This window comes from Streptomyces sp. JNUCC 63 (assembly GCF_054366325.1).
The window spans coordinates 6,316,877-6,333,316 of the sequence record NZ_CM135963.1; the positions used below are offsets into that span (position 1 = coordinate 6,316,877).

Annotated in this window: 12 protein-coding genes; 5 read left to right on the forward strand and 7 right to left on the reverse strand. The window is 71.4% G+C overall.

Going from position 1 to position 16,440, the window contains the following annotated elements:
* Positions 1-4: 4 nt before the first annotated feature.
* Positions 5-1,006: a magnesium/cobalt transporter CorA gene (corA, locus tag ACX25U_RS29105; protein ID WP_454384328.1), complete on the reverse strand. Its 1,002-nt coding sequence runs from the start codon at positions 1,004-1,006 to the stop codon at positions 5-7.
* 61 nt (positions 1,007-1,067) lie between these two features.
* On the opposite strand from corA, the gene ACX25U_RS29110 reads away from it, so the two are divergent.
* The 4 genes from ACX25U_RS29110 to mshC all read left to right on the forward strand — a co-directional run bounded on the left by ACX25U_RS29110 (position 1,068) and on the right by mshC (position 5,092).
* A complete protein-coding gene (locus tag ACX25U_RS29110) occupies positions 1,068-1,754 on the forward strand; it encodes a histidine phosphatase family protein (protein ID WP_454384330.1) in 687 nt (228 codons plus the stop codon).
* Positions 1,755-1,868: 114 nt separating this feature from the next.
* Positions 1,869-2,459, forward strand: a complete 591-nt coding sequence (locus ACX25U_RS29115; protein ID WP_454384332.1) for a DUF3090 domain-containing protein — start codon at positions 1,869-1,871, stop codon at positions 2,457-2,459.
* Positions 2,423-3,262 (forward strand): SCO1664 family protein, encoded by an 840-nt coding sequence (locus ACX25U_RS29120; RefSeq protein ID WP_454384334.1) that lies wholly within the window; start codon positions 2,423-2,425, stop codon positions 3,260-3,262. Before ACX25U_RS29115 ends, ACX25U_RS29120 begins: the two co-directional genes overlap by 37 nt.
* A gap of 600 nt (positions 3,263-3,862) precedes the next feature.
* Entirely contained in the window at positions 3,863-5,092 is a 1,230-nt protein-coding gene (mshC, locus tag ACX25U_RS29125; RefSeq protein ID WP_454384336.1) for a cysteine--1-D-myo-inosityl 2-amino-2-deoxy-alpha-D-glucopyranoside ligase, read from the forward strand.
* Between the two features lie 60 nt (positions 5,093-5,152).
* Here the strand turns inward: mshC and ACX25U_RS29130 are convergent, their stop codons facing one another.
* The 6 genes from ACX25U_RS29130 to ACX25U_RS29155 form a co-directional block, all read right to left on the reverse strand.
* Positions 5,153-6,139, reverse strand: a complete 987-nt coding sequence (locus ACX25U_RS29130; protein WP_454384338.1) for a PAC2 family protein — start codon at positions 6,137-6,139, stop codon at positions 5,153-5,155.
* Positions 6,140-6,281: 142 nt separating this feature from the next.
* Positions 6,282-6,953, reverse strand: coding sequence for a FadR/GntR family transcriptional regulator (locus tag ACX25U_RS29135; RefSeq protein ID WP_454384339.1), 672 nt, complete (start codon positions 6,951-6,953; stop codon positions 6,282-6,284).
* A 343-nt stretch (positions 6,954-7,296) separates the two neighbouring features.
* On the reverse strand, positions 7,297-8,913 hold the full coding sequence (locus ACX25U_RS29140; RefSeq protein WP_454384341.1) for an FAD-dependent oxidoreductase: 1,617 nt from the start codon (positions 8,911-8,913) through the stop codon (positions 7,297-7,299).
* A 9-nt stretch (positions 8,914-8,922) separates the two neighbouring features.
* Positions 8,923-10,482, reverse strand: a complete 1,560-nt coding sequence (gene glpK / locus ACX25U_RS29145; protein WP_454384343.1) for a glycerol kinase GlpK — start codon at positions 10,480-10,482, stop codon at positions 8,923-8,925.
* Between the two features lie 97 nt (positions 10,483-10,579).
* Positions 10,580-11,374, reverse strand: coding sequence for an MIP/aquaporin family protein (locus tag ACX25U_RS29150; protein WP_454384345.1), 795 nt, complete (start codon positions 11,372-11,374; stop codon positions 10,580-10,582).
* Positions 11,375-11,691: 317 nt separating this feature from the next.
* On the reverse strand, positions 11,692-12,456 hold the full coding sequence (locus ACX25U_RS29155) for an IclR family transcriptional regulator (protein ID WP_454384347.1): 765 nt from the start codon (positions 12,454-12,456) through the stop codon (positions 11,692-11,694).
* A 318-nt stretch (positions 12,457-12,774) separates the two neighbouring features.
* Between ACX25U_RS29155 and metH the strand changes: the two genes are divergently transcribed.
* On the forward strand, positions 12,775-16,287 hold the full coding sequence (gene metH / locus ACX25U_RS29160) for a methionine synthase (protein WP_454384349.1): 3,513 nt from the start codon (positions 12,775-12,777) through the stop codon (positions 16,285-16,287).
* Positions 16,288-16,440: the final 153 nt, after the last annotated feature.

Sequence of the window (16,440 nt, forward strand, 5' to 3'; positions counted from 1 at the left end):
GCCCCTACAACCAGCCCCGCCGCTTGAACTGCCGGTACAGCAGCAACTCCAGCAGCGCCATCAGCACGATCACCGCCGGGTACGACCACGTCCAGTGCAGCTCCGGCATGTGGTCGAAGTTCATGCCGTAGATCCCGGCGATCATCGTGGGGATCGCGGCCATGGCCGCCCACGCGGAGATCTTCCGCATGTCGTCGTTCTGCTGGACGCTGGTCTGCGCCAGGTGCGCCGACAGGATGTCCGAGACCAGTCGGTCGAGGCCTTCGACCGACTCGTTGACCCGGGTCAGGTGGTCGCTGACGTCCCGGAAGAACGGCCGGGCCTTGTCGTCCACGAAGGGCACGGCGGGGGAGAAGACGCCCGCGCCGGTGCCGGCCAGACGGGACATCGGCAGGGCCAGCGGACCCGTCGTCCGCCGGAACTCCGTGACCTGGCGTTTGAAGTTGTAGATCCGCGAGGCCGTGTGCCGCGAGCCGCCCCGGTCCGGCGAGAAGACCTCCGCCTCCAGCTCCTCCAGGTCCGTCTGCAGCTCGGTGGCCACCGTCAGATAGTGGTCGACGGCGGAGTCGGCGATCGCGTACAGCACGGAGGTGGGGCCCTGGCCGAGCATCTCCGGCTCCTGCTCCAGCCGGTGCCGGACGGTGGCCGGCCCGTCGCTCTCGCCGTGACGGACCGTCACCACGAACGAGTCGCCCAGGAAGATCATGATCTCGCCGGTGGAGACGGTGTCGCTGTGCGGCTCGTACATCACGGGCTTGAGCACCACGAACAGCGAGTCGTCGTAGACCTCCAGCTTGGGCCGCTGATGGGCCTTCAGAGCGTCCTCGACCGCCAGCGGATGCAAGGCGAACTCCTCGGCGACCAGGCCGAACTCCCGCTCGCTCGGCTCGTGCAGCCCCACCCAGACAAAGCCCCCGGCGGCCCGTGCCTCGGCCAGCGCGTCGGAGAAGTCCTCGGGCCCCTGGGCGCGGTGGCCGTCACGGTAGATGGCACAGTCGACGATCACAGAGTGTGTGCTCCCTTCGCCCGGTCACCGCCGGAGCCGTCCGTACGCCTACCCTGGCCGCATGCCCACGCTGATCCTTGTCAGGCACGGACGCTCCACCGCGAACACCGCCGGACTGCTGGCCGGCTGGACCCCCGGGGTCGCCCTGGACGAACGCGGCGCCGCACAGGCCGCCGCGCTGCCCGGGCGGCTCGACGGGCTGCCGATCGCCGAGGTCGTCACCAGCCCGCTGCAGCGCTGCCAGGAAACGGTACGGCCGCTCCTGGAGGCCCGGCCAGAGCTGACGGCGCACACCGACGAGCGCATCGGGGAGTGCCGCTACGGCGACTGGTCCGGCCGCAAGCTCGCCGAGCTCAAGGACGAGCCGCTGATGGAGGTGGTGCAGGCGCACCCCTCGGCGGCGGCGTTCCCCGGCGGCGAGTCCATGCGCGCGATGCAGACGCGCGCCGCCGAGGCGGTGCGCGAGTGGAACGCGCGCGTGGAGCGCGACCACGGGGCCGACGCGGTCTACCTGATGTGCTCGCACGGTGACATCATCAAGTCGCTCGTCGCGGACGCGCTCGGTCTGCACCTGGACCTCTTCCAGCGGATCTCGGTCGAGCCGTGTTCCGTCACCGCGATCCGCTACACCCGGCTGCGGCCGTTCCTGGTACGGCTCGGGGACACCGGGGACTTCGCGTCCCTGGTGCCGCGCGAGGAGCCCGCGGACGACGACGCACCCGTCGGGGGCGGCGCGGGCGCACCGTGATCGTCGGCCGCAGTAGGGTGAAGCGGTCGCCGCCGACTTGCCGACCGGGTCGACTCGCCGATTCGGTCGACTCTCCCGATTCCGCCGTTCACACGATTCCCATGGAGACAGGACGTGTCCCGTCAGGTGTTCCTCTACGACCCCCCGGACCGCTTCGTGGCCGGTACGGTCGGACTGCCCGGGCGCCGTACGTTCTTCCTCCAGGCCACCGCCGGCTCCCGGGTGACCAGCGTGGCCCTGGAGAAGACCCAGGTCGCCGCGCTCGCCGAGCGCATGGACGAACTGCTCGACGAGGTGGTGCGCCGTAGCGGCGGCAGCGCCGCCGTGCCCGCCGTGGCGCCCGCCGAGATCGCCGACACCGGCCCGCTGGACACCCCCATCGAGGAGGAGTTCCGGGTCGGCACCATGGCGCTCGCCTGGGACGGCGAGGAGCAGCGCATGATCGTCGAGGCGCAGGCGCTCGTCGAGATCGACGTGGAGTCCGAGGAGGACCTCGCCGAGGCCGAGGAGCGGCTGCTGCAGGACGAGGAGAACGGCCCCCCGATGCTGCGGGTCCGGCTCACCGGCGCGCAGGCGAGGGCCTTCGCCAAGCGTGCCCTGGACGTCGTCAACGCCGGGCGGCCGCCGTGCCCGCTGTGCAGCCTCCCGCTCGACCCGGAAGGACACGTATGTCCGCGCCAGAACGGATACCGCCGCGGAGCGTGACGCCCGACGCGGCGCCCGCCGAGCTGCTCGCCCAGGGCGAGCTGACCGTGCGCGGCCGGATCCGCGAGGCCTCCAACGCGGCGCTGTTCTGCACGGTCGCGTACGACGGTCAGGAGGTGGCCTGCGTCTACAAGCCGGTCGCGGGGGAGCGTCCGCTGTGGGACTTCCCCGACGGCACGCTCGCCGCGCGCGAGGTGGCCGCGTACGAGGTCTCCGAGGCGACCGGCTGGAGCCTGGTGCCGCCCACCGTGCTGCGCGACGGCCCGTACGGCGAGGGCATGGTGCAGCTGTGGATCGACGCAGCCGACGACGACGCCGACGCGGAGCTGCTCGCGCTGCTGGACGCCGAGGAGCCCGGCCCGGGCTGGAAGGCGATCGGATTCGCCGAGGTCGGCCGGGGCCGCACCGCGCTGCTGGTGCACGCCGACGACGAGCGGCTGCGCCGGATGGCCGTCCTGGACGCCGTGATCAACAACGCCGACCGCAAGGGCGGCCACCTGTTGCCGACCCCCGACGGGCACCTGTACGGCATCGATCACGGCGTCACCTTCAACGTCGAGAACAAGCTGCGCACCCTCCTGTGGGGCTGGGCGGGCGAACCACTCCCGCCGGACATCCTGGACGTCCTCAAGTCCCTCAGGGACACCCTCGCCGACAACGCCCCCCTCGCCACCCGCCTGACTCCCCTGATCACCCCGGCCGAACTCAACGCCACACGCGCACGCGTGAACGCCCTCCTCACCGCCGGCACCCACCCGGAACCCACCGGGGACTGGCCGGCGATCCCCTGGCCACCGGTGTAGGCCGACCGCCGACACGGACCGGCACCGCCGACACGGACCGGCATCGTCGGCATGGACCGGCATCGTCGGCATGGACCGGCATCGTCGGCATGGACCGGCATCGTCGGCATGGACCGGCATCGTCGGCATGGACCGGCATCGTCGGCATGGACCGGCATCGTCGGCCGCTGGCATGGACCGGCATCGCCGACCGCCGGCGTGGTGCGGTCGGCAGGCGAGGCCGCTCACCCCCGCCCGGCCCGGCCCTCGCCGCCCTGCCGAGGAGCGCACCGCGGTCTGCGGTCCGGCGTCCACGCCGTCGGCCTTGCGGCCTCGCCGCACGCCGTGACGGTGCCACAGGCCGCGGCGGTTCCCGCCGAGAAGCCGCTGCTTCGCCCAACGCCGGCCCGCGCGTCGGGCGCGGGCGCGTGGCCGGGCGTGGGCCGGGCGGACAGCCGGCCCCGGCCGCGCCGCTCCGGCGCAGCTGTCGGCGGGGGCGGGACCGTCGCCCCGCCGGGAACGGGCGTCAGCACACCCGGCGTGATCACGCAAGAGCGTCTTCCCGGACATCCGGGCCGGTCCGGTTCGTATACGGGACCGCGGTCCGGTTACGCTCATGACATGCATGCCTGGCCCGCTTCCGAGATCCCCGCCCTGCCAGGTCAGGGCCGCGACCTGAGGATCCACGACACCGCGACCGGGGGCCTGGTCACCCTCCAGCCCGGTCCCGTCGCCCGTATCTACGTCTGCGGCATCACGCCGTACGACGCGACCCACATGGGTCACGCGGCGACCTACAACGCGTTCGACCTGGTGCAACGCGTGTGGCTCGACACCAAGCGGCAGGTCCACTACGTCCAGAACGTGACCGACGTCGACGATCCGCTGCTGGAGCGGGCCCAGCGCGACGACGTCGACTGGGTGAAGCTGGCCGAGCGGGAGACGACCCTGTTCCGCGAGGACATGACCGCCCTGCGGATGCTGCCGCCCCGGCACTACATCGGCGCCGTGGAGGCGATACCCGGCATCGTCCCGCTGGTCGAGCGGCTGAGGGACCTGGGCGCGGCGTACGAACTCGACGGGGACGTGTACTTCTCCGTCGAGTCCGACCCCCACTTCGGCGGGGTCTCCCACCTGGACGCCGCGGCGATGCGCCTGCTGTCCGCCGAGCGCGGCGGCGACCCCGACCGCCCCGGCAAGAAGAATCCGCTCGACCCGGTCCTGTGGCTGGCCGCCCGTGACGGAGAGCCCAGCTGGGACGGCGGCTCCCTCGGCCGCGGCCGGCCCGGCTGGCACATCGAGTGCGTGGCGATCGCCCTGGACCACCTCGGTATGGGCTTCGACGTCCAGGGCGGCGGCTCCGACCTCGCCTTCCCGCACCACGAGATGGGCGCCTCGCACGCCCAGGTGCTCACCGGCGAGTTCCCGATGGCCAAGGCCTACGTGCACGCCGGCATGGTCGCCCTCGACGGCGAGAAGATGTCCAAGTCCAAGGGCAACCTGGTCTTCGTGTCGCGGCTGCGGCGCGACGGCGTGGACCCGGCCGCCATCCGGCTCGCCCTCCTCGCCCACCACTACCGTGCCGACTGGGAGTGGACCGACCAGGTCCTCCAGGACGCCGTGGCGCGCCTCGGCCGCTGGCGCTCGGCCGTCTCCCGGCCCGACGGCCCGTCCGCCGACGCGCTGGTCGAGGAGATCCGCGACGCCCTCGCCGACGACCTGAACGCCCCCGCCGCCCTCGACGCGGTCGACCGCTGGGCGGCCCTCCAGCAGGAGCGGGGCGGCGAGGACACCGGCGCCCCCGGCCTCGTCTCGCGCGCCGTGGACGCCCTGCTGGGCGTGGCTCTCTGAGACGGACGCCCGACACAGCTTCAGGGGCGGTGCGCATCACGCGCACCGCCCCTGAACCGTTCACTCCTCCGACGAGTCCTCGCCGTCCGTCTCGTCGGCCTCCGGCTTCGGCGGCTTCGGAGGCCGTGTGCGTTCCCCGGGTCCCTCCCGCCGGTACGAGCCGCCCTCGCCGCCGTCCGCCGTGGCGTGCCCGCCCGACGACGGACCGCCGTCCCGGCGCCGCAGATACCGCTCGAACTCGCGGGCGATCGCCTCGCCCGACGCCTCCGGCAGCTCCGCGGTGTCCCTGGCCTCCTCCAGTGTCTGCACGTACTCCGCGACCTCGCTGTCCTCGGCGGCCAACTGGTCCACCCCGACCTGCCAGGCCCGCGCGTCCTCCGGCAGCTCACCCAGCGGAATGCGCAGATCGAGCAGGTCCTCCAGCCGGTTGAGCAGGGCCAGCGTGGCCTTCGGGTTCGGCGGCTGCGAGACGTAGTGCGGAACCGCCGCCCACAGCGAGACCGCCGGGACACCGGCGTGCGTGCAGGCCTCCTGCAGCACGCCCACGATGCCCGTCGGCCCCTCGTACTTGCTCTCCTCCAGGTCCATCCGGCGGGCCAGGTCCGCATCCGACGTGGTCCCGCTGATCGGCACCGGACGTGTGTGCGGGGTGTCGCCGAGCAGTGCGCCCAGGATGACCACCAGCTCCACGCCCAGCTCGTGCGCGAAGCCGAGCAGCTCGTTGCAGAACGAGCGCCAGCGCATGGACGGTTCGATGCCGCGGACCAGCACCAGGTCGCGCGGCTTCTCCCCGCCGACCCGGACCACCGACAGTCTCGTCGTCGGCCAGGTGATCTTGCGCACGCCGCCGTCCATGAACACCGTGGGGCGGTTCACCTGGAAGTCGTAGTAGTCCTCGGCGTCCAGCGCCGCGAACACCTCGCCCTTCCACTCCCGCTCCAGATGCGCGACCGCGGTGGAAGCGGCGTCGCCGGCATCGTTCCAGCCCTCGAACGCGGCCACCATGACCGGGTCGATCAGCTCGGGAACCCCCTCGAGCTCGATCACCCAGCGCCTCCTTCCGACGTGCCCTCGCCTGACCCACCAACCTTACGGCGTGCGGCGGGGGCGCTCGCAGCCCCCTTGCACGGGGGAGTGAACGGATGACTGCCCCGTTCCCCATGGTCGAACACCCAAGATCACCGCCGGATCAGGGAGTGGAGCGCAGCCACTGCTCGACGCTCGCGATGTGCACCGTCGCCCAGGACCGCGCCGCCTCCGCGTCCCGGTCGCGCAGCGCGCCGAGAATCGCGCGGTGCTCGCGCAGGGTGCGGCCGACCGCGTCCTCCTGGGTCAGTCCCCGCCGGATCCGGGCCCGGGTGGTGGGCCCGGACAGCCCGTCGAGCAGGGAGCAGAGCACCGAGTTGCCCGAGCCCCGCACGACGCCCCGGTGGAACTCCAGGTCGCAGGCGACCAGTTCCTCCACCGAGGGTGAGCCGCCGAGCGCGTCCAACCGGGCGCCGAGCGCGTCCAGTTGCTGTTCGCTGATGCGCGTGGCCGCCATCGCGGTCGCGGCCGGCTCCAGGATGCGGCGCACCGCCAGGAACTCCAGCACCGTGTCGTCGCGGTGGAAGTCGACGACGAAACCCAGCGCCTCCAGCAGCAGTTGCGGGTCCAGGCTGGTGACGTACGTGCCGTCGCCCTGCCGCACGTCCAGGATCCGGATCAGGGACAGCGCGCGCACCGCCTCCCGCAGGGAGTTGCGCGACAGGCCCAGTCCGGCGGCGGGTTCGCTCTCCTTGGGCAGCCGGTCGCCGGGGCGCAGCGCGCCGGAGACGATCATGCTCTTGATCTTCTCGATCGCCTCGTCGGTCACCGCCATGCCCGGCCTCCCAGCCGCTCGGACATCGGATGTCCGAGCACATTGTGGAGGCAGAGGAGCGGCCGACTCCCAGTGCGGTGGGAGCCGGCCGCTCGGCACTGCCCGACGGTCGCCGGGAGCCTTCGAGGATGCCCCGCCCTTCGGAGCGGGGATGAATCGGGCGGACTGGTATGATCTTCGCCGTGCTGAGCGAGAACCAAGCCGGCACGGCAACTCCTTTGCCCGCAGTGCCGAACCGGGCTGGTTCCACCCCGGCTGGTGTTGATCGTGCAAGACCTGCTGGTCCGCTGGGCCCGCAGGTGGCGTGAGCCGGGAATGTCCCTGCCTTCGGCTGGGAGAGGGTTCAATTCCCCCCGAGCAGGTCCCGCACCTTCGCCCGGACCTCGTCCGTGGCCAGACCGCGGATGGTCAGCGTCGTACGCCGGCGCAGCACGTCGTCCGGCGTCTCGGCCCACTCGTGGTCGCGGGCCCAGAGGACCTGTGCCCAGATCTCCGGGGCGTCCGGATGGATCCGCTCGCCCAGCTCCGGGTTCTCGTTCGCCAGCCGGGCGATGTCGAAGGCCAGCGAACCGTAGTGCGTGGCCAGGTGCCGGGCGGTGTCGGCGGCCATGCGCGGGCCGGGCGCCGGACGGTCCACCAGCAGCCGGTGGGCGACCGCGCGCGGGTTGGCGATGCCCGGCAGCGGCAGCTTCTTCGGCAGCGCGGAGATCGGCTCGAAGTCCTCGCCCAGCGGGGCGCCCGGCAGCGACTCCAGCTTCTTCATCACCGTACGGCCGATGTGCCGGAAGGTGGTCCACTTGCCGCCCGCGACGGACAGCATGCCGCCCCTGCCCTCGGTCACCACCGTCTCGCGCCTGGCCTTGGCGGTGTCGCCGGGGCCGCCCGGCAGCACCCGCAGACCGGCGAAGGCGTACGTGATCAGGTCGCGGTCGAGTTGCCGGTCGCGGATGGAGAACGCGGCCTCGTCGAGTATCTGCGCGATGTCCTTGTCGTTGACCGCGACATCGGCCGGGTCGCCCTCGTACTCCTCGTCGGTGGTGCCGAGCAGCAGCATGTCCTCCCAGGGGAGGGCGAAGGTGATGCGGTACTTGTCGATCGGGGTGGCCAGCGCCGCCCTCCACGGCGAGGTGCGCTTCAGCACCAGGTGCGCGCCCTTGGACAGGCGGATGGACGGCGCCGCGTTCGGGTCCTCCATCCTGCGCAGGTGGTCCACCCACGGCCCGGTCGCGTTCAGCACCAGCCGGGCGTCCACGCCGAACTCGTCGCCGGACAGCCGGTCCCTCAGCTCGGCGCCGGTGACCCGGCCCCGGGTGAAGCGCAGCCCGGTCACCTCGGCGTGGTTGAGGACGACCGCGCCCGACCCGACGGCCGCGCGGACCGTCATCAGCGCCATGCGCGCGTCGTTCATCTGGTCGTCGCCGTAGACGGCCACGGCCTTGAGGTTCTCGGTGCGCAGTTCGGGCACGTCCTGCGCGGCCTTCGCCGGGCTGAGCAGGTGGCCCACGCCGTCACCGAAGGCGGACAGCGCGGAGTAGGCGAACACGCCCGCCCCGAGCTTCGCCGCGCCGTGCGGCCCGCCCCTGTACACGGGGAGGTAGAAGGTGAGCGGGTTCGCCAGGTGGGGGGCCACCTGGCGGGAGACCGCACGGCGCTCGAAGTGGTTCTCCGCCACCAGCTTCACCGCGCCGGTCTGCAGGTAGCGCAGACCGCCGTGGAGCAGCTTGGAGGAGGCGGAGGAGGTGGCGCCGGCGAAGTCGCCGGCGTCGACCAGAGCCACCCTGAGGCCGGACTGCGCGGCGTGCCAGGCGGTGGAGATGCCCAGGATGCCGCCGCCGATCACGAGGAGGTCGTACGTCGCCTTCGAGAGCCGCTCCCGGGTCTCGGCACGGCTCGGGTTCGAGCAGGAGGCCGGGCGCGTCCCCAGGGCAGGCACGGACTGCAGGGTGGACTGACTGGTCATTGCGGTTTCTTACTCCTCGTCCTCGAGCCAGCCCATGGTCCGCTCTACGGCCTTGAGCCAGTTCTTGTACTCACGGTCGCGGATGTCCGCGTCCATGCGGGGGGTCCACTCGGCGGCCCGGCGCCAGTTGGCGCGCAGGTCGTCGGTGCTGTTCCAGAAGCCGACGGCGAGACCGGCGGCGTAGGCGGCGCCGAGGCAGGTGGTCTCGGCGACCATCGGGCGCACCACCGGGGCGTCCAGGAAGTCCGAGAGCGTCTGCATCAGCAGGTTGTTGGAGGTCATGCCGCCGTCGACCTTGAGGGCGGTGAGCTCCACCCCGGAGTCCTTGGTCATGGCGTCCGCGATCTCCCGCGTCTGCCAGGCGGTGGCCTCCAGGACGGCGCGCGCGAGGTGCGCCTTGGTGACGTACCGGGTCAGTCCGGCGATCACGCCGCGGGCGTCGGAGCGCCAGTACGGGGCGAACAGGCCGGAGAAGGCCGGCACGAAGTAGGCGCCGCCGTTGTCCTCGACCGAGAGCGCCAGCGTCTCGATCTCGGCGGCGGTGGAGATCAGGCCCATCTGGTCGCGCATCCACTGCACCAGGGAGCCGGTGACGGCGATCGAGCCCTCCAGGGCGTAGACCGGCTTGTCGTCGCCGATTTGGTAGCCGACGGTGGTCAGCAGCCCGCTGTAGGAGTTGATGATCTTGTCGCCGGTGTTCATCACCATGAAGGTGCCGGTGCCGTAGGTCGACTTGGTCTCGCCCTCGGAGAAGCAGGTCTGGCCGAACAGGGCCGCCTGCTGGTCGCCGAGCGCGGAGGCGACCGGGATGCCGCCGAGCAGCTCGCCCAGCTTGCCGCCCTTGATCTCACCGTAGACCTCGGCGGAGGAGCGGATCTCGGGCAGGATCTGCTGCGGCACGCCGATCGACTCGCAGATCCTCTCGTCCCACTCCATGGTGTGCAGGTTCATCAGGAGGGTGCGGGAGGCGTTGGTGACGTCGGTGACGTGCTTGCCGCCGTCCGTGCCGCCCGTGAGGTTCCAGATGACCCAGGTGTCCATGGTGCCGAAGAGCAGGTCGCCCGCCTCGGCGCGCTCGCGCAGGCCCTCGACGTTGTCGAGCAGCCAGCGGGCCTTGGGACCGGCGAAGTAGGAGGCGAGGGGAAGGCCGGTCTCGCGGCGGAAGCGGTCCTGGCCGACGTTGCGGCCGAGCTCCTTGCACAGGGAATCGGTGCGGGTGTCCTGCCAGACGATGGCGTTGTGGACGGGCTCACCGGTGTTCCTGTCCCACAGCACGGTGGTCTCGCGCTGGTTGGTGATGCCGATGGCCTTGATGTCGTCGCGGGTGATGCCGGCCTTCTCGATGGCTCCGGCGACGACCTCCTGGACGTTGGTCCAGATCTCGGTGGCGTCGTGCTCGACCCAGCCCGGCTTGGGGAAGATCTGCTCGTGCTCCTTCTGGTCGACGGAGACGATCCGGCCGTCCCGGTCGAAGACGATGCAGCGGCTGGAGGTGGTGCCCTGGTCGATGGCGGCGATGAACGGCCCTTGGCCGTGGGATGCGATGCCGGCGGTGTGGGCGTCGGTCACTGTGTGCTCCTGAGGTCCGTGGTCGATGGGGCGGTGGTTACGGCGCGTGCGGCGAGGCGCGGTGTGCGGGGCGCGAAGGATTGGAGCGCCGGGCTCATCAGGCGAAGGCCACGTTGTAGAGGCCCGCCCCGATGGCGCCGCCGACGAGCGGGCCGACCACCGGGATCCAGGCGTAGCCCCAGTCGGAGCCGCCCTTGTTGGGCAGGGGCAGCAGGGCGTGGACGATACGGGGACCGAGGTCACGGGCGGGGTTGATCGCGTAGCCCGTGGGACCGCCGAGGGACAGGCCGATGGAGACGACGACGAGTGCGGTGATCAGGCCGCCGAGGACGCCGAGGCCGTTGCCCTCGGCGTTCAGGCCCTGCGTGAGGACGGCGAGGATCAGCACGATCGTGCCGACGATCTCCGTGGCGAGGTTCTGCACCGCGTTCCGGATCTCGGGGCCGGTGGAGAAGATGCCGAGGACCGGGCCGGCGCCCTTTTCCTGAGCCTCGACCGCCTTGGCGGTGGTGGCCTGCGCGCCCGGACCGCCGACGATCTCCCGGTCGGTGAGGTGGGCCTGGAACTGGCCGTAGTAGGCGACCCAGACCAGAGCCGCGCCGATCATGGCGCCGAGCAGCTGGCCGGCGACATAGGTCGGAGCGTCCGCCCAGCCGCCGTTCTTGACGGCGAGGGCGACCGTCACGGCCGGGTTGAGGTGGGCACCGGAGAGCGGGCCCGAGATGTACACCGCCGTCATCACGGCGAAGCCCCACCCGAAGGCGATGGCGAGCCAGCCGGCGTTACGGGCCTTGGAGGCCTTCAGGGTCACGGCGGCGCAGACTCCGCCGCCGAGCAGGATGAGTACGGCGGTACCGATGGTCTCGCCGATGAAGATGTCGGAGCTGGACACCCGCGACTCCTTTGTCCTTCGTCCGGGGTAGCCGAACCCCGGGTCCCACCGGGGGTCTGGCGCCCTCGGGGTGAGAGCGATGCCGGCCCTGGCGTTGTCACACTCTAGCGCGTATTGCCAAAAGGTGTTCGACAATGCCGACCGATGGACGGGAGTCTCACCTTGCCGTCGGGCGGGCGTCAAGAGCTCTGCTGTCGAAAGCGCGATCGTTACTGATCGCCGGGGTGGCCGGGCCCGCTGCGGGCATGCGGAAGGCCGGTACGTCACCGACGTACCGGCCTCTGTGTCGTGCGGCTCCGTGCGGGGCCGTACGGCGTTCAGAACCGCCCGGCGCCCAGATCGCGCGAGACCGCGCGGGCGCAGTCCCGTACCGCCGCGACGAGCTCGTGGCGCAGCTCGCCCTCCGGGCACACCCGCTCCACGGCACCGGTGATGCCGACCGCGCCGACCGGCATCCGCCGCCGGTCGTGGATGGGTGCGGCGATGGAGGCGACGCCCTCCCAGGTCTCCTCCACGTCGGCGGCGTAGCCACGCGCGCGCGTGACGTCGAGGATGCGCTCGAAGCCGTCCAGGTCGCACACGGTGCGGTCGGTGAACGCCTTGCGGTCGGCCTCGATCGCCTCGCTGTGCGCGACGGGGTCGTAGGCCGAGAGCACCTTGCCCAGAGCCGTGGAGTGCAGCGGCTGCATCGCGCCGATCTCCAGCACCTGCCGGCTGTCGTCCGGGCGGAAGACGTGGTGCACGATCAGCACGCCGTGATGGTGCAGTACGCCCAGGTAGACGCTCTCCCCGCTGGAGCGGGCCAGGTCGTCCGTCCAGACCAGGGCACGCGCCCGCAGTTCGTGCACGTCGAGATAGGTGGTGCCCAGGCGCAGCAGCTCCGCGCCCAGCTGGTAGCGCCCGGAGGCCTCGTCCTGTTCGACGAAGCCCTCGTGCTGGAGGGTGCGCAGTATGCCGTGGGCGGTGCCCTTGGCGAGACCCAGTGAGGAGGCGATGTCCGACAGGCCCAGTCGCCGCTCGCCGCCTGCCAGCAACCGCAGCATCGCGGCCGCCCTTTCGAGCGACTGGATGTTCCGTGCCATCGCCGTCCTGCCTCCGTCCCCTTCGACCGTCGGCGGACGACTTTCGTGCCGCCCGTTCGGCAATGCCGAACACTACCGGTCCATGCCGACTCACCGCCAATGGTCGGTCAGTACCTGTTACATGACCCGACCCCCCGGGATGACCCGCCGGCCATCCTCGTCCGCCTGGTGGACGCCCCGCTCATCGGGGTCCGGTCCCGGCTACCCTGGCGGCGTGCGCCCCCTTGGGAAGCTGTGCGTCGGTTCCCCGGAACCGCGCGTTCCGCCCCGGGGGGAGACGCGAAGCCGACAGCCGTCGCATCCAGAGGGAGCCCCTTCATGGCCTCGTTGCCGCAGACCCCTTCCGCCGACAGCCGGACCCGTGTGTCCGCCCTCCGCGAGGCGCTCGCCACCCGTGTGGTGGTCGCCGACGGAGCGATGGGCACCATGCTCCAGGCCCAGGAGCCGACACTCGAGGACTTCCAGAACCTCGAGGGCTGCAACGAGATCCTGAACCTCACGCGGCCGGACATCGTCCGGTCGGTCCACGACGCCTACTTCGCCGTGGGCGTGGACTGCGTGGAGACCAACACCTTCGGCGCCAACCTCACCGCTCTGGGCGAGTACGACATCGCCGAGCGCGTCACCGAGCTGTCCGAGGCGGGCGCCCGCATCGCCCGCGAGACGGCGGACGAGTTCACCGGCCGGGACGGCCGGCCTCGCTGGGTCCTCGGCTCGATGGGTCCCGGCACCAAGCTGCCCACCCTCGGGCACACCACGTTCACCGCCATCCGCGACGCCTACCAGCAGAACGCCGAGGGCCTGCTCGCGGGCGGCGCGGACGCCCTGCTGGTGGAGACCACGCAGGACCTGCTGCAGACCAAGGCCGCCGTCATCGCCGCCCGCCGTGCGATGGAGACGGCCGGCCTGGACGTCCCGCTGATCGTGTCGGTGACGGTGGAGACGACCGGGACGATGCTGCTGGGCTCGGAGATCGGCGCGGCGCTGACCGCGCTGGAGCCGCTGGGCGTCGACATGATCGGCCTCAACTGCGCGACCGGCCCGGCGGAGATGAGCGAGCACCTGCGCTACCTGTCCCGGCACGCGCGCATCCCGCTGTCCTGCATGCCCAACGCCGGCCTCCCGGTCCTCACCAAGGACGGCGCGCACTACCCGCTGACCGCGCCCGACCTGGCGGACGCGCAGGAGCACTTCGTCCGTGACTACGGGCTGTCCCTGGTGGGCGGCTGCTGCGGTACGACGCCGGAGCATCTGCGCCAGGTGGTGGAGCGGGTGCGGGACCTGACGCCGGTGGAGCGCAGCCCGCGCCCCGAGCCGGGTGCGGCCTCCCTGTACCAGACCGTCCCGTTCCGCCAGGACACGTCCTACCTGGCGATCGGCGAGCGGACGAACGCCAACGGGTCGAAGAAGTTCCGCGCGGCCATGCTGGAGGGCCACTGGGACGACTGCGTGGAGATGGCGCGGGAGCAGATCCGCGAGGGCGCGCACATGCTGGACCTGTGCGTGGACTACGTCGGCCGGGACGGCGTCGCGGACATGGAGGAGCTGGCCGGACGGTTCGCCACGGCCTCGACGCTGCCGATCGTGCTGGACTCCACCGAGGTCGACGTCATCCAGGCCGGCCTGGAGAAGCTGGGCGGCCGTGCGGTGATCAACTCGGTGAACTACGAGGACGGCGACGGACCCGAGTCGCGGTTCGCGCGGGTCACCGCGCTGGCCCGCGAGCACGGGGCGGCGCTGATCGCGCTGACCATCGACGAGGAGGGCCAGGCCCGTACCGCCGAGAGGAAGGTGGAGGTCGCCGAGCGGCTGATCGCCGACCTGACCGGCAACTGGGGCATCCGCGAGGAGGACATCCTCATCGACTGCCTGACCTTCACCATCTGCACCGGCCAGGAGGAGTCCCGCAAGGACGGCGTGGCCACCATCGAGGGCATCCGCGAGCTGAAGCGGCGGCACCCGAAGGTGCAGACCACCCTCGGCCTGTCCAACATCTCCTTCGGCCTGAACCCGGCCGCCCGGATCCTGCTGAACTCCGTCTTCCTGGACGAGTGCGTCAAGGCGGGCCTGGACTCGGCGATCGTGCACGCGTCGAAGATCCTGCCGATCGCCCGCTTCGACGAGGAGCAGGTGCGAACGGCCCTGGATCTGATCCACGACCGCAGGTCCGAGGGCTACGACCCGCTGCAGAAGCTCATGCAGCTGTTCGAGGGCGCCACGGCGAAGTCGCTGAAGGCGGGCAAGGCGGAGGAGCTGGCCGCGCTGCCGCTGGAGGAGCGGCTGAAGCGGCGCATCATCGACGGCGAGCGCAACGGCCTGGAGCAGGACCTGGACGAGGCCCTGGAGACCCGTAAGGCCCTGGACATCGTCAACGACACCCTGCTGGACGGCATGAAGGTGGTCGGTGAGCTGTTCGGCTCCGGGCAGATGCAGCTGCCCTTCGTGCTGCAGTCCGCCGAGGTGATGAAGGTGGCCGTCGCCCATCTCGAGCCGTACATGGAGAAGACCGACGAGGCCGGCAAGGGCACGATCGTGCTGGCCACCGTGCGCGGGGACGTGCACGACATCGGCAAGAACCTGGTCGACATCATCCTCTCCAACAACGGCTACAACGTCGTCAACCTGGGCATCAAGCAGCCGGTCTCGGCGATCCTGGAGGCCGCCGAGGAGCACAGGGCCGACGTGATCGGCATGTCCGGGCTGCTGGTGAAGTCCACGGTGGTCATGAAGGAGAACCTGGAGGAGCTGAACACCCGCGGCCTGGCGACGAGCTATCCGGTGATCCTCGGCGGCGCGGCTCTGACCAGGGCATACGTCGAGCAGGACCTGCACGAGCTGTACGAGGGCGAGGTCCGCTACGCCCGTGACGCGTTCGAGGGCCTGCGCCTGATGGACGCGCTGATCGGGGTCAAGCGGGGCGTGCCGGGAGCGAAGCTGCCCGAGCTCAGGCAGCGCCGGGTGCGGGCGGCGACGGTGGAGATCGAGGAGCGCCCGGAGGAGGGGCACGTCCGCTCGGACGTCGCCACGGACAACCCGGTCCCCGAGCCCCCGTTCCGGGGCACCCGGGTGATCAAGGGCATCCAGCTCAAGGAGTACGCGTCCTGGCTGGACGAGGGTGCCCTGTTCAAGGGCCAGTGGGGGCTGAAGCAGGCCCGCACCGGTGACGGGCCGACGTACGAGGAACTGGTCGAGACGGAGGGCCGCCCCCGGCTGCGCGGCCTGCTGGACCGCCTGCAGACGGAGAACCTGCTCGAGGCCGCGGTGGTCTACGGCTACTTCCCCTGCGTCTCCAAGGACGACGACCTGATCGTCCTGGACGAGCAGGGCAACGAGCGCACCCGCTTCACCTTCCCGCGCCAGCGCCGCGGGCGCCGGCTGTGCCTGGCCGACTTCTTCCGCCCGGAGGAGTCGGGGGAGACGGACGTGGTGGGCTTCCAGGTGGTCACCGTCGGCTCGAAGATCGGCGAGGAGACCGCCCGCCTCTTCGCGGCCGACTCCTACCGCGACTACCTGGAACTGCACGGCCTGTCCGTACAACTGGCCGAGGCCCTGGCCGAGTACTGGCACGCGCGCGTGCGTGCCGAGCTGGGCTTCGCGGGCGAGGACCCGGACGAGATCCAGGGCATGTTCGAGCTGAAGTACCGGGGTGCCCGCTTCTCCCTCGGCTACGGAGCCTGCCCCGACCTGGAGGACCGCGCCAAGATCGCCGACCTCCTCCGGCCGGAGCGCATCGGCGTCCACCTGTCGGAGGAGTTCCAGCTCCACCCCGAACAGTCCACCGACGCCATCGTGATCCACCACCCGGAGGCCAAGTACTTCAACGCCCGCTGACCCCATCCACTCCGTTCCGTCCGGACGGGTACGCGCCTGCCCCGTGCGCCGGGTGCCCGGTGCGGGCCCTGCCCCGGGAACGGCGCCCGGGTGGGGGACGCCGCGGCGCCCACAACGCGTTTTGGTTGCGGGCGCCGTACACTGGTCGGTCCA